This window comes from Streptomyces sp. NPDC085460 (assembly GCF_044541975.1).
Taxonomy (GTDB): Bacteria; Actinomycetota; Actinomycetes; order Streptomycetales; family Streptomycetaceae; genus Streptomyces.
Window position 1 is genome coordinate 282374 of the sequence record NZ_JBITTO010000002.1, and the last position, 13157, is coordinate 295530.

Annotated in this window: 13 protein-coding genes; 10 read left to right on the top strand and 3 right to left on the bottom strand. The window is 70.8% G+C overall.

The window, feature by feature from the left end; all coding sequences use genetic code 11:
* Nucleotides 1–68: 68 nt before the first annotated feature.
* From rpsM to truA, 5 genes are all read left to right on the top strand, one after another.
* Nucleotides 69–449: a 30S ribosomal protein S13 gene (gene rpsM, locus ACIGHB_RS05565; protein ID WP_015035595.1), complete on the top strand. Its 381-nt coding sequence runs from the start codon at nucleotides 69–71 to the stop codon at nucleotides 447–449.
* Nucleotides 450–515: 66 nt separating this feature from the next.
* Nucleotides 516–920, top strand: coding sequence for a 30S ribosomal protein S11 (rpsK, locus tag ACIGHB_RS05570; RefSeq protein ID WP_003956432.1), 405 nt, complete (start codon nucleotides 516–518; stop codon nucleotides 918–920).
* A 147-nt stretch (nucleotides 921–1067) separates the two neighbouring features.
* Nucleotides 1068–2090 (top strand): DNA-directed RNA polymerase subunit alpha, encoded by a 1023-nt coding sequence (locus ACIGHB_RS05575; RefSeq protein ID WP_004946635.1) that lies wholly within the window; start codon nucleotides 1068–1070, stop codon nucleotides 2088–2090.
* Between the two features lie 168 nt (nucleotides 2091–2258).
* Complete coding sequence (gene rplQ / locus ACIGHB_RS05580) at nucleotides 2259–2729, top strand: 50S ribosomal protein L17 (protein WP_030759335.1); 471 nt, start codon at nucleotides 2259–2261, stop codon at nucleotides 2727–2729.
* Nucleotides 2730–2811: 82 nt separating this feature from the next.
* Nucleotides 2812–3666, top strand: coding sequence for a tRNA pseudouridine(38-40) synthase TruA (truA, locus tag ACIGHB_RS05585; protein ID WP_399909742.1), 855 nt, complete (start codon nucleotides 2812–2814; stop codon nucleotides 3664–3666).
* Between the two features lie 12 nt (nucleotides 3667–3678).
* Here truA and ACIGHB_RS05590 read toward each other — a convergent pair whose 3' ends face one another.
* Nucleotides 3679–4716 (bottom strand): hypothetical protein, encoded by a 1038-nt coding sequence (locus tag ACIGHB_RS05590; protein ID WP_399909744.1) that lies wholly within the window; start codon nucleotides 4714–4716, stop codon nucleotides 3679–3681.
* A gap of 56 nt (nucleotides 4717–4772) precedes the next feature.
* On the opposite strand from ACIGHB_RS05590, the gene ACIGHB_RS05595 reads away from it, so the two are divergent.
* The 4 genes from ACIGHB_RS05595 to glmM all read left to right on the top strand — a co-directional run bounded on the left by ACIGHB_RS05595 (nucleotide 4773) and on the right by glmM (nucleotide 9152).
* A complete protein-coding gene (locus tag ACIGHB_RS05595; RefSeq protein ID WP_399909746.1) occupies nucleotides 4773–6395 on the top strand; it encodes an ABC-F family ATP-binding cassette domain-containing protein in 1623 nt (540 codons plus the stop codon).
* A 268-nt stretch (nucleotides 6396–6663) separates the two neighbouring features.
* On the top strand, nucleotides 6664–7107 hold the full coding sequence (gene rplM, locus ACIGHB_RS05600) for a 50S ribosomal protein L13 (RefSeq protein ID WP_360308966.1): 444 nt from the start codon (nucleotides 6664–6666) through the stop codon (nucleotides 7105–7107).
* A 44-nt stretch (nucleotides 7108–7151) separates the two neighbouring features.
* Nucleotides 7152–7664: a 30S ribosomal protein S9 gene (gene rpsI / locus ACIGHB_RS05605; protein WP_030494273.1), complete on the top strand. Its 513-nt coding sequence runs from the start codon at nucleotides 7152–7154 to the stop codon at nucleotides 7662–7664.
* A 129-nt stretch (nucleotides 7665–7793) separates the two neighbouring features.
* Entirely contained in the window at nucleotides 7794–9152 is a 1359-nt protein-coding gene (glmM, locus tag ACIGHB_RS05610; RefSeq protein WP_399909748.1) for a phosphoglucosamine mutase, read from the top strand.
* A 60-nt stretch (nucleotides 9153–9212) separates the two neighbouring features.
* Here glmM and ACIGHB_RS05615 read toward each other — a convergent pair whose 3' ends face one another.
* Nucleotides 9213–10163, bottom strand: coding sequence for a DUF389 domain-containing protein (locus ACIGHB_RS05615; protein ID WP_399909750.1), 951 nt, complete (start codon nucleotides 10161–10163; stop codon nucleotides 9213–9215).
* A gap of 2 nt (nucleotides 10164–10165) precedes the next feature.
* Nucleotides 10166–11173, bottom strand: a complete 1008-nt coding sequence (gene coaA / locus ACIGHB_RS05620) for a type I pantothenate kinase (protein ID WP_360308957.1) — start codon at nucleotides 11171–11173, stop codon at nucleotides 10166–10168.
* Between the two features lie 130 nt (nucleotides 11174–11303).
* Here coaA and glmS point away from each other — a divergent pair, with 130 nt between their 5' ends.
* Entirely contained in the window at nucleotides 11304–13151 is a 1848-nt protein-coding gene (glmS, locus tag ACIGHB_RS05625; protein WP_360308954.1) for a glutamine--fructose-6-phosphate transaminase (isomerizing), read from the top strand.
* Nucleotides 13152–13157: the final 6 nt, after the last annotated feature.

Genomic DNA, 13157 nt, shown 5'->3' on the forward strand with positions numbered 1-13157 from the left:
GATCTGTACCTCATACGGCAGCCGGGAACGGTTCTGCAGCAGACCCCCGAGAACACAGGAGCCATTGAATGGCACGCGTTTCCGGTGTTGACATCCCGCGCGAAAAGCGTGTGGTGGTCGCACTCACCTACGTCTTCGGCATCGGGCGTACCCGGTCCGAGGAGATCCTCGCCGCGACCGGCGTGAACCCGTCCACCCGTGTCCGCGACCTTGCCGAGGAAGACCTCGTCAAGATCCGCGAGTACGTGGACGCCAACCTCCAGACCGAGGGTGACCTCCGCCGCGAGATCGCCGCCGACATCCGCCGCAAGGTCGAGATCGGCTGCTACCAGGGCCTCCGCCACCGTCGTGGCCTGCCCGTCCGCGGCCAGCGCACCAGCACGAACGCTCGTACCCGCAAGGGCCCGCGTCGCGCCATCGCCGGCAAGAAGAAGCCGGGCAAGAAGTAGTCCTCAGCGGACGCTTGACCAAGCGGTCTTCGCTGTAGGACCGACCACCTCCCGTAGGAGTAAGAGATGCCCCCCAAGGGACGTCAGGGCGCTGCCAAGAAGGTGCGCCGCAAGGAAAAGAAGAACGTCGCTCACGGCCACGCGCACATCAAGAGCACGTTCAACAACACGATCGTCTCGATCACGGACCCCTCGGGCAACGTGATCTCCTGGGCCTCCGCCGGCCACGTCGGCTTCAAGGGCTCGCGCAAGTCCACCCCCTTCGCCGCGCAGATGGCCGCCGAGTCGGCCGCCCGCCGCGCGCAGGAGCACGGCATGCGTAAGGTCGACGTCTTCGTCAAGGGTCCCGGCTCCGGCCGTGAGACCGCGATCCGCTCCCTCCAGGCCACCGGCCTCGAGGTCGGCTCGATCCAGGACGTCACCCCCACGCCGCACAACGGCTGCCGTCCCCCCAAGCGCCGCCGCGTCTGACGCACGGGCTGCTTGAGCAGGACTTTCGGGCGGTGCGCCCCCTTCCGGGGTCGTACCGCCCGTACCCTTGTTGCTGTAACACCATCGGGCTCCGCCCGGTGGCCGTCGGACGTCAAATAGTGGGCGTCCACGACTGAAGGAACACACATGCTTATCGCTCAGCGTCCGTCGCTGACCGAAGAGGTCGTCGACGAGTTCCGCTCCCGGTTCGTCATCGAGCCGCTGGAGCCGGGCTTCGGCTACACCCTCGGCAACTCGCTCCGCCGCACCCTCCTCTCCTCGATCCCGGGCGCCGCTGTCACCAGCATCCGGATCGACGGTGTCCTGCACGAGTTCACCACCGTGCCGGGCGTCAAGGAGGACGTCACCGACCTCATCCTCAACATCAAGCAGCTGGTCGTCTCCTCGGAGCACGACGAGCCGGTCGTGATGTACCTGCGCAAGCAGGGCCCGGGTCTGGTCACCGCCGCCGACATCGCGCCCCCGGCCGGTGTCGAGGTGCACAACCCTGACCTCGTCCTGGCGACCCTGAACGCCAAGGGCAAGCTGGAGATGGAGCTGACCGTCGAGCGCGGTCGCGGCTACGTCTCCGCCGTCCAGAACAAGCAGGTGGGCCAGGAGATCGGCCGTATCCCGGTCGACTCCATCTACTCGCCGGTTCTCAAGGTCACCTACAAGGTCGAGGCGACCCGAGTCGAGCAGCGCACCGACTTCGACAAGCTCATCGTCGACGTCGAGACCAAGCAGGCCATGCGCCCGCGCGACGCCATGGCGTCCGCCGGCAAGACCCTGGTCGAGCTGTTCGGTCTCGCCCGCGAGCTGAACATCGACGCCGAGGGCATCGACATGGGCCCGTCCCCGACGGACGCCGCCCTCGCCGCCGACCTCGCGCTGCCGATCGAGGAGCTGGAGCTCACGGTCCGCTCGTACAACTGCCTCAAGCGTGAGGGCATCCACTCCGTGGGTGAGCTCGTGGCGCGCTCCGAGGCCGACCTGCTCGACATCCGCAACTTTGGTGCGAAGTCGATCGACGAGGTCAAGGCGAAGCTGGCCGGCATGGGCCTCGCGCTCAAGGACAGCCCGCCCGGATTCGACCCGACCGCCGCGGCCGACGCCTTCGGCGCCGACGACGACGCGGACGCCGGGTTCGTCGAGACCGAGCAGTACTAAGGGCTCGGGCCTTCGGGTCCGTACTTCGGCGCGGGTGCGCTGTGCTTGATCGCGCAGTTCCCCGCGCCCCCTCCGGGGCGCGAGCCCCGGTCTCCGACGGGTGACCGCCCGCTCGGACACTGACACCGGTACCTCATACGGCCGGTGCAGATCACAAGGAGAAACACCATGCCGCGTCCCGCGAAGGGTGCCCGCCTCGGCGGTTCCGCCGCTCACGAGAAGCTGCTGCTCGCCAACCTGGCGAAGTCGCTGTTCGAGCACGGCCGCATCACGACGACCGAGGCCAAGGCCCGCCGTCTGCGTCCCGTCGCCGAGCGCCTGATCACCAAGGCGAAGAAGGGCGACATCCACAACCGTCGCCTGGTGCTGCAGACGATCACCGACAAGGGCATCGTCCACACCCTCTTCACCGAGATCGCCCCGCGCTACTCGGAGCGTCCGGGTGGCTACACCCGCATCACCAAGATCGGCAACCGTCGTGGCGACAACGCCCCGATGGCCGTGATCGAGCTGGTCGAGGGCGAGATCGCCAAGAAGGCGACCGTCGCCGAGGCCGAGGCCGCCACCAAGCGCGCCGTCAAGGAGGCCGACGAGGCCCCCGCCGCCGAGGCGACCGAGGACGAGGCGAAGGACGCGTAAGCGTTCCCGCGACGTTTCTCGCGGACGGGCCCGTACCCCCTGGGGTGCGGGCCCGTTCCCGTGTGTCTGAGAGGATTTTCTGGTGAGTGATGACGTGCAGCCCGGGTTCGTACGGGTGCGGCTGGACCTTTCGTACGACGGCCGGGACTTCTCCGGGTGGGCCAAGCAGGCCCGCGGGCAGCGGACGGTGCAGGGCGAGATCGAGGACGCGCTGAAGACCGTGACCCGGTCCCCGGAGACGTTCGAGCTGACCGTCGCCGGCCGGACCGACGCCGGGGTGCACGCGCGCGGGCAGGTCGCGCACGTGGACCTGCCGGAGGAGCTGTGGCGGGAGCACCGCGAGAAGCTGCTGCGGCGGCTCGCGGGGCGCCTCGCACACGACGTCCGGGTGTGGAGGGTCAGGGAGGCCCCCGAGGGCTTCAACGCCCGTTTCTCGGCGATCTGGCGGCGGTACGCGTACCGGGTCACCGACCACCCCGGCGGTGTCGACCCGCTGCTGCGCGGTCACGTGCTGTGGCACGACTGGACGCTCGACATGGACGCCATGAACGAGGCGGCGGCCGCGCTGGTCGGCGAGCACGACTTCGCCGCGTACTGCAAGAAGCGCGAGGGCGCCACCACCATCCGCACCCTCCAGGAGCTGCGCTGGGAGCGGCGGCCCGACGGGATCCTGGAGGCCACGGTCAAGGCCGACGCCTTCTGCCACAACATGGTCCGCTCGCTCGTCGGCGCGCTGCTCTTCGTCGGCGACGGGCACCGGCCGGTGGAGTGGCCGGGGAAGGTGCTGGCCGCGGGCGTGCGGGACTCCGCCGTCCACGTCGTCCGCCCGCACGGCCTCACCCTCGAAGAGGTCGGCTACCCCGCGGACGACCGGCTGGCCGCCCGCAGCCGCGAGGCCCGCAACAAGCGGACCCTCCCCGGCGCGGGCTGCTGCTGAGACCCGGTCCCGCTACCGCGGCGGGGCGGAGGAGGCGGCCGCCGCCCTCGCCTGGCTCTTGCCGCGGGCGTAGATCTGGTTGAAGGCGAAGGTGCCGAGGTCGTCACTGGCCTGGAAGACCGGCTTGTCCTTGGTGGTGACCTTGGTGCCGTCGGCGAAGCCGGCCTGGGTGAAGTAGGCGTAGCGGCCGACCGAGTTGGCGCGGCGCAGGCAGACGGTGGCGTGGCAGAAGTTCTTCACGCCCTTGCCCGCGAGGGGCGCGATACCGCCGGTGGCCTGCTTCTTGGCGGCGAGGGCGGCCTTCTCCGAGGGGAAGACGGCCACGCCGACGGTGATCGCCACGCCGTCCTTGACGTAGGTGGCGCGCAGGACGCGCTCGCAGCCGTTCTTCTTCAGGACCGGGCCGAGGCCGCCGGTGGTGACCGAGGCGCAGTTCTTCGTCGAGGAGGTCGCGCCCTTCTTGTAGGGGCGGCCGAACATGGTGAGCTTCGTGCCCGGGTACAGCCCCTCGGCGGTCAGCGGCGCCGTGTCCTTCTTCGGGTCGGTGATGTAGTCCTTCGGGTCCGGCGGGGGCGGCGGCGCCACGGAAGAGAAGGTCGGGGCGGGGGTGGGGGAGGCCGTCGTGGTGACGGCGCCCGTCGGGGTGGGGCCGCCGCCGTTCTTGGCCTCGTCGTTCTTCTTGTTCGTCGCCACGACGGCGGTCGCGACGATCGCGCCGACGGCGACGGTCGCCAGGACCCCGCCCGCGACCATCAGCCGGCGCTTGCGACGGCCGCCCGCCGCGGAGGCGTCCGCGAGGGCGCCCCAGTCAGGGGTGTCGCCGCCGCCCTGGCCGCCCGCCGCCGGGCTCGCGAAGGGGTCCTGCGGCGGCGGGTAGCCGTACCCGTGCCGCGGCTGCTCGTACGCCCCCTGCGGCGGCGGGTACCCGTACCCGTGCTGCTGTCCCTGTCCCTGCTGCCCCTGCTGCGGCGGCGGGTATCCGTACCCGTCGGGCCGTCCCTGCCCCTGCTGCTGCGGCTCCTGTGGCCACTGCGGTCCCCCAAAGCTCATGCCGCGCATCCTAATCCGCTTGGGGGAAGGGGACGCGGGCGGTGACAATGCACCTCATGGGACATGTCGAGGCCGCGCATCTGGAGTACTACCTTCCCGACGGGAGGGTCCTGCTCGGGGACGCCTCCTTCCGGGTGGGGGAGGGCGGCGTCGTCGCGCTCGTCGGGGCCAACGGCGCCGGCAAGACCACCTTGCTGCGGATGATCGCGGGGGACCTCCAGCCGCACGGCGGCTCCGTCACCGTCAGCGGCGGGCTCGGTGTGATGCCGCAGTTCATCGGCTCCGTACGGGACGAGTCGACCGTCCGTGACCTGCTCGTCTCCGTGGCGCACCCGCGGATCCGGGAGGCCGCGAAGGCGGTCGACGAGGCCGAGCACCTGATCATGACCGTCGACGACGAGGCCGCGCAGATGACGTACGCGCAGGCGCTCGCCGACTGGGCGGAGGTGCAGGGGTACGAGGCGGAGACGCTGTGGGACATCTGCACCATGGCCGCGCTCGGCGTGCCGTACGACAAGGCGCAGTTCCGGCAGGTGCGGACGCTCTCCGGCGGTGAGCAGAAGCGGCTCGTCCTGGAGTCGCTGCTGCGCGGCACCGACGAGGTGCTGCTCCTGGACGAGCCGGACAACTACCTCGACGTGCCGGGCAAGCGGTGGCTGGAGGAGCGGCTGCGGGAGACCCGCAAGACGGTGCTCTTCATCTCCCACGACCGGGAGCTGCTGTCGCGGGCCGCGCAGAAGATCATCGCGGTGGAGCCCGGCGCGGCCGGTTCCGACGTGTGGGTGCACGGCGGCGGCTTCGACACCTTCCACGAGGCGCGGCGGGACCGTTTCGCGCGCTTCGAGGAGCTGAAGCGGCGCTGGGAGGAGAAGCACGCGCAGCTGAAGAAGCTGGTCGTCAACCTGCGGCAGGCGGCGTCGGTCAGCCACGACATGGCGTCCCGGTACGCCGCCGCGCAGACGCGGCTGCGGAAGTTCGAGGAGGCCGGCCCGCCGCCGGAGCCGCCGCGCGAGCAGGACATCCGGATGCGGCTGCGCGGCGGGCGCACCGGCGTCCGTGCCGTGACCTGCGAGAACCTTGAGCTGACCGGGCTGATGAAGCCCTTCTCGCTGGAGATCTTCTACGGGGAGCGGGTCGGCGTGCTCGGCTCGAACGGCTCCGGCAAGTCGCACTTCCTGCGTCTCCTGGCCGGGGACGCGTCGGTGGCCCACACGGGTACGTGGAAGCTGGGCGCGCGGGTGGTCCCCGGGCACTTCGCGCAGACCCACGCCCACCCGGAGCTGGCCGGCCGCCCGCTGGTCGACATCCTGTGGACCGAGCACGCCAAGGACCGGGGCGCGGCGATGTCGATGCTGCGCCGGTACGAGCTGGAGCGGCAGGGCGACCAGCCCTTCGACAAGCTCTCCGGCGGCCAGCAGGCCCGCTTCCAGATCCTCCTCCTGGAGCTGGCCGGCACCACGGCGCTGCTCCTGGACGAGCCGACGGACAACCTGGACCTGGAGTCGGCCGAGGCCCTCCAGGCGGGCCTGGAGTCGTACGACGGGACGGTGCTGTCCGTGACGCACGACCGGTGGTTCGCGAAGAGCTTCGACCGCTTCCTGGTCTTCGGCTCGGACGGGGTCGTCCGGGAGTCGAGCGAGCCGGTGTGGGACGAGCGGCGGGTGGAGCGGGCGCGGTGAGCCGGGGCGGTCGGCCGGGCCCGGGGCGGGCGGGCGCGGTGAGCTGGGGCATCGCGGCATTTTGACCCGTCGGGGGTGGCGCGGGTACTGTTGCGGTTTGTTATGCGTATTGGCTTCGTCGTTCTCACGCGAGGGGCCGTTGCGCAGGTTCCCTGGAGCAGTTACCAGTGGCTCGCATACGGGCGATGACCCGGCAGTGCAAGCCCCAGCTGCATGATCGCTTCAGGTGTGTCTGGACTCCATCCACTGAAGAAGCGAAGGCTACGAAGTGCGTACGTACAGCCCCAAGCCCGGCGATGTCACTCGCCAGTGGCACATCATCGACGCGCAGGACATCGTCCTGGGCCGTCTGGCGACCACGGCTGCGAACCTCCTGCGAGGCAAGCACAAGCCGGTCTACGCCCCCCACATGGACATGGGCGACTTCGTCATCATCATCAACGCTGACAAGGTCCACCTGTCCGGCAACAAGAAGACCCAGAAGATGGCCTACCGCCACTCTGGCTACCCGGGTGGTCTGCGCTCCGTCCGCTACGACGAGCTGATGGACAAGAACCCCGAGAAGGCCGTCGAGAAGGCCATCAAGGGCATGATCCCCAAGAACTCCCTGGGCCGTCAGATGCTCTCGAAGCTGAAGGTCTACGCGGGCGAGAACCACCCGCACGCTGCCCAGCAGCCGGTCCCGTTCGAGATCACCCAGGTCGCGCAGTAGTTCCGGCCACACCCCCTAAGAACGAAAGAAATCTGAGGAGCATCGTGGCCGAGACCACCCCTGAGACCCCCGTCGACGAGTTCGAGGGCGTCGAGGAGTACACCACCGAGACCGAGGTCGTGGAGGGTGACTACACCTCCGAGTCCCTGGCCTCCCGCTTCGGCGACCCGCAGCCGGCCGCCGGCCTGGGCCGTCGCAAGAACGCCATCGCCCGCGTCCGGATCGTCCCGGGCACCGGCAAGTGGAAGATCAACGGGCGTACGCTCGAGGACTACTTCCCGAACAAGGTCCACCAGCAGGAAGTCAACGAGCCCTTCAAGGTGCTCGAGCTCGACAACCGCTACGACGTCATCGCCCGCATCGCGGGTGGCGGTGTCTCCGGCCAGGCCGGCGCCCTGCGTCTCGGTGTCGCCCGCGCCCTGAACGAGGCCGACGTCGAGAACAACCGCCCGGCGCTGAAGAAGGCCGGCTTCCTCTCCCGTGACGACCGCGCGGTCGAGCGGAAGAAGGCCGGTCTCAAGAAGGCCCGCAAGGCTCCGCAGTACAGCAAGCGTTAATCGCCTGCCAGCACTGCTTGTACGTACGCCCCGGCGCACTGCGCGTGCCGTCGGGGCGTACGTTTTTTCTTAACCTTTTTCACCCCTGGACTTTTTCCACCTTTGGGCACGCATTTTCGGAGGACAGCTGTGGGACGACTCTTCGGCACCGACGGCGTACGCGGCGTCGCCAACGCCGACCTGACGGCGGAGCTCGCGCTCGGCCTGTCGGTCGCGGCGGCGCACGTGCTCGCCGAGGCGGGGACCTTCGAGGGCCATCGGCCGACCGCCGTGGTCGGGCGTGACCCCCGCGCGTCCGGAGAGTTCCTGGAGGCGGCCGTCGTCGCCGGTCTCGCCAGCGCCGGTGTCGACGTGCTGCGCGTCGGCGTCCTGCCGACCCCGGCCGTCGCCCACCTCACCGGCGTCCTCGGCGCCGACCTCGGCGTGATGCTCTCCGCCAGCCACAACGCCATGCCCGACAACGGCATCAAGTTCTTCGCCCGCGGCGGCCACAAGCTCGCCGACGACCTGGAGGACAGGATCGAGGCCGTCTACGAGGAGCACCGCACCGGCGCTCCCTGGGACCGCCCGACCGGCGCCGGCGTCGGCCGCGTCCGCGACTACGACGAGGGCTTCGAGACCTACGTCTCCCACCTCCTGTCCGTGCTGCCCAACCGCCTCGACGGCCTGAAGATCGTCCTCGACGAGGCCCACGGCGCCGCCGCCCGCGTCTCCCCGGAGGCGTTCACCCGCGCCGGCGCCCAGGTCGTCACGATCGGCGCCGCCCCCGACGGCCTCAACATCAACGACGGCTGCGGCTCCACCCACCTGGAGCTGCTCAAGGCCGCCGTCGTCGAGCACGCCGCCGACCTCGGCATCGCCCACGACGGCGACGCCGACCGCTGCCTCGCCGTCGACCACACCGGCGAGGAGGTGGACGGCGACCAGATCCTCGCCGTGCTCTCCCTCGCCATGCGCGAGGCCGGCACGCTCCGCGGCGAGACCGTCGTCGCCACCGTCATGTCCAACCTGGGCTTCAAGCTCGCCATGGAGCGCGAGGGCCTCACCCTCGTCCAGACCGCGGTCGGCGACCGCTACGTCCTGGAGTCCATGAAGGAGCACGGCTACGCCCTCGGCGGCGAGCAGTCCGGGCACGTCATCGTGCTCGACCACGCCACCACCGGCGACGGCACCCTCACCGGCCTCATGCTCGCCGCCCGGGTCTGCGCCACCGGCAAGTCCCTCGCCGAGCTGGCCGCCGTCATGGAGCGGCTGCCGCAGATCCTCATCAACGTCAAGGACGTCGACAAGTCCCGTGTCACCACGTCCGGTGAACTCGCCGCGGCCGTCGCCGACGCCGAGCGCGAGCTCGGCACCACCGGCCGTGTGCTGCTCCGCCCCTCCGGCACCGAGCCGCTGGTCCGCGTGATGGTCGAGGCCGCCGACATCGAGCAGGCCCGTTCGGTCGCGCAGCGCCTCGCCGACGTCGTGAAGTCCGCGCTGGGCTAGGGCGTGTGGGAAGGGCCCCGCGCACTCCGGTGCGCGGGGCCCTTCGCCGTATCCCGGGGGTCAGGCCCTCCGCAGCCGGCGCCTGAGCTTGCCGCGCTGCGTCCGCCACAGCTTCTTCTGGAGGGCGAGGGTCGCGGTGCCCGACACCATGAGGGCCGCCAGGTTGAGCAGCAGCTGCTCGATCGAGCCCCACATCTGGCCGACCTCGCCGTAGCTGAGCGCCACCGCCGCGTTGGCGGCGGCGGGCACGGTCGTCACCGAGATGGCCACGCCCACCAGGGCGCCGGACTTGGACGAGGTCAGCGACAGGGTGCCCGCCGCGCCCGCGAGCAGCGCCACCACCAGCGAGAACGGGTCCGGCTGCCAGATGAAGCCGGTCTGCGGCCGCTCCCCGTCCAGCAGCTCCTCGCTGAACAGGTCCAGCCGGTCCATGACCAGGCTGAACAAGGTCGTCACCGCGATCGCCGCCACGAAGCCGATCAGCAGGGCGATCAGCGAGCGGGCGGCCAGTCGCGGCGCCCGCTGCACGATCGCCGTGCACACCCCGGCGATCGGGCCGAACTCCGGGCCGACCGCCATGGCGCCCACGATGAGGATCGCGTTGTCCAGGACGACACCGCAGGCGGCGATCATCGTGGCCAGGAGCATGAACGACAGGTAGGTGACGGAGAGCGTCGACTCCTCGTGGGACGCCTCCGCCAGCTGCTCCCAGATCACCGCGTCCGCGCCCTCGCCGGGGGCGTCCTCCTCGGCGGCGTCGGCCCGCTCCGACATCGACAGGTCGATGTTCTCGACCGCGATCGACCCGTCCTGATCCAGCTTCAGGCCCCGCAGTCCGTGCAGGAGTTCGTCCCCCGCCTCGCGGGCGACGTCACACATCACCACGTCACCGGCGGGGTCCCGGGCCGCTCCCGGCAGCACCACCAGATGGGTGGTGCCGACCGTCGACCCGATCAGCGCGGTGACGTCCTCGGTGCGGTCCGGGGGAACGATCATGCGGAGGTGCAGCATGGTCAGAGCTTACGGAGACTCAGCCTCTGCACCTTGTGATCCGGGCCCTTGCGGACGACGAGCGTCGCCCGGCCTCGCGTCGGCGCCACGTTCTCCAGCAGGTTCACCCGGTTGACGGTCCGCCACATCGTGCGGGCGTAGTCCAGGGCCTCCTCCTCGGAGACCTGCGTCCACCGCCGGAAGTACGACGACGGGTCCTGGAACGCGGTCTCCCGCAGCTTGCGGAAGCGGTTGAGGTACCAGCCCTCGATGTCCTCCGCCCGCGCGTCCACGTACACCGAGAAGTCGAAGTAGTCCGCCAGACCCACCCGGGTCCGCCCGTCCTTGCCGGGCAGCGCCGGCTGGAGCACGTTCAGCCCCTCGACGATCAGGATGTCGGGGCGGCGCACCACCAGCTGCTCGCCCGGTACCCGGTCGTAGATGAGGTGCGAGTAGACGGGGGCGGTGACCTCCTCCTTGCCCGCCTTCACGTCGGCGACGAACCGGGTCAGCGCCCGGCGGTCGTACGACTCGGGGAAGCCCTTCCGGGACATCAGCCCGCGCGCCTTCAGCTCCTCCATCGGGTAGAGGAAGCCGTCGGTGGTGATCCGCTCCACCCGGGGGTGCTCCGGCCAGCGGGCGAGCAGTGCCTGGAGGAGGCGGGCCACCGTCGACTTGCCGACGGCGACCGAGCCGGCCACCCCTATGACGAAGGGGGTGCCGCGCTGCTCGGCCTTCTCGCCGAGGAAGGTGTTCAGCGCCCCGCGCAGTCCGCTGGTGGCCTGCACGTACAGGTTGAGCAGCCGGGAGAGCGGCAGATAGACGTCCCGGACCTCGTCGAGGTCGATGACGTCCCCGAGGCCCTGGAGGCGCTCGACCTCGTCGGCGGTGAGGGGGAGCGGGGTCTTGTCGCGCAGGGCGCTCCACTCGGCGCGGGTCAGGTCGACGTACGGCGTCGGCTCGGCGGCCCGGCGGGGCCCTCCGTTCCCGGCACCGTTGCCGTTGGCGCTTCGTGGCGGCGAAGTGATCACCCCGCCATTGTCCCGGCTTCCCGCGCGCCGTGGGCCGTGGGGTGGGTCACGTGCCGGGCGGTTGACGGCTGCCGCCCCGACTCCGTGCGGGGTCCGGGACGGGCGCCCGGTTCGGCCGTAGGCTGCCGCCATGTGCGGAATCGTGGGTTACGTCGGCGGGCAGTCGGCGCTTGATGTGGTCGTCGCGGGGCTGAAGCGGCTGGAGTACCGGGGGTACGACTCGGCCGGGGTCGCCGTGCTCGCGGACGGCGGGCTCGCCGCCGCGAAGAAGGCGGGCAAGCTCGTCAATCTGGAGAAGGAGCTGGTCGAGCGGCCGCTGGCCGGCGGCTCCGTCGGCATCGGGCACACCCGGTGGGCCACCCACGGCGGCCCCACCGACGCCAACGCCCATCCGCACCTCGACAACGCGGGCCGGGTCGCCGTCGTCCACAACGGGATCATCGAGAACTTCGCCGCCCTGCGCGAGGAGCTCGCCGAGCGCGGCCACACACTGCTCTCCGAGACCGACACCGAGGTCGTCTCCCATCTGCTGGCGGAGGAGTTCTCCTCGGTGGGCGACCTCGCCGAGGCCATGCGGCTGGTCTGCGGGCGGCTCGACGGGGCCTTCACCCTCGTCGCCGTCCACGCCGACCAGCCCGACGTCGTCGTCGGCGCCCGCCGCAACTCGCCGCTCGTCGTCGGCGTCGGCGAGGGCGAGAACTTCCTCGCCTCCGACGTCTCCGCCTTCATCGCCCACACCCGGTCCGCGATCGAGCTGGGCCAGGACCAGGTCGTCGAGCTGACCCGGGACGGCGTGACCGTCACCGACTTCGACGGCGCGCCCGCCGAGGTGCGCGCCTTCCACGTCGACTGGGACGCCTCCGCCGCCGAGAAGGGCGGCTACGACCACTTCATGCTCAAGGAGATCGCCGAGCAGCCGAAGGCGGTCGCCGACACCCTCCTCGGCCGGATCGACGCCGCCGGGCGGCTCACCCTCGACGAGGTGCGGATCCCCGACGCGGTGCTCCGCGAGGCCGACAAGGTCGTCATCGTCGCCTGCGGCACCGCCTTCCACGCCGGCCTCATCGCCAAGTACGCCATCGAGCACTGGACCCGCATCCCCTGCGAGGTGGAGCTGGCCAGCGAGTTCCGCTACCGCGACCCGATCCTCGGGCAGCGGACGCTGGTGATCGCGATCTCGCAGTCCGGCGAGACCATGGACACCCTGATGGCGCTCCGGCACGCCCGCGAGCAGGGCGCCAAGGTGCTGGCCGTCTGCAACACCAACGGCTCCACGATCCCGCGCGAGTCCGACGCGGTGCTGTACACGCACGCGGGGCCCGAGGTCGCGGTCGCGTCCACGAAGGCGTTCCTCACCCAGCTCGTCGCCTGCTACCTGCTCGCCCTGTACCTGGGCCAGGTGCGCGGCACCAAGTGGGGCGACGAGATCCGCGCCGTCGTCCGCGAGCTCGCCCGGATCGGCGAGGAGGTCGAGCGGGTCCTGGAGACGATGGAGCCGGTCCGGGCCCTCGCCCGCTCCCTGGCGGACAAGGACACGATCCTCTTCCTCGGCCGGCACGTCGGCTACCCGGTCGCCCTGGAGGGCGCGCTGAAGCTGAAGGAGCTGGCGTACATGCACGCCGAGGGCTTCGCGGCCGGCGAGCTGAAGCACGGGCCGATCGCCCTCATCGAGGAGGACCTGCCGGTCGTCGTCGTGGTGCCCTCGCCGAAGGGCCGCTCGGTCCTGCACGACAAGATCGTCTCCAATATCCAGGAGATCCGGGCCCGGGGTGCCCGGACGATCGTGATCGCGGAGGAGGGCGACGAGGCCGTCGTCCCCTTCGCCGACCACCTCGTCCGGATCCCCGCCACGCCCACGCTGCTCCAGCCGCTCGTCTCGACGGTGCCGCTCCAGGTCTTCGCCTGCGAGCTGGCCACCGCCCGGGGCAACGAGGTGGACCAGCCGCGCAACCTGGCCAAGTCCGTGACGGTGGAGTGAGTGAGC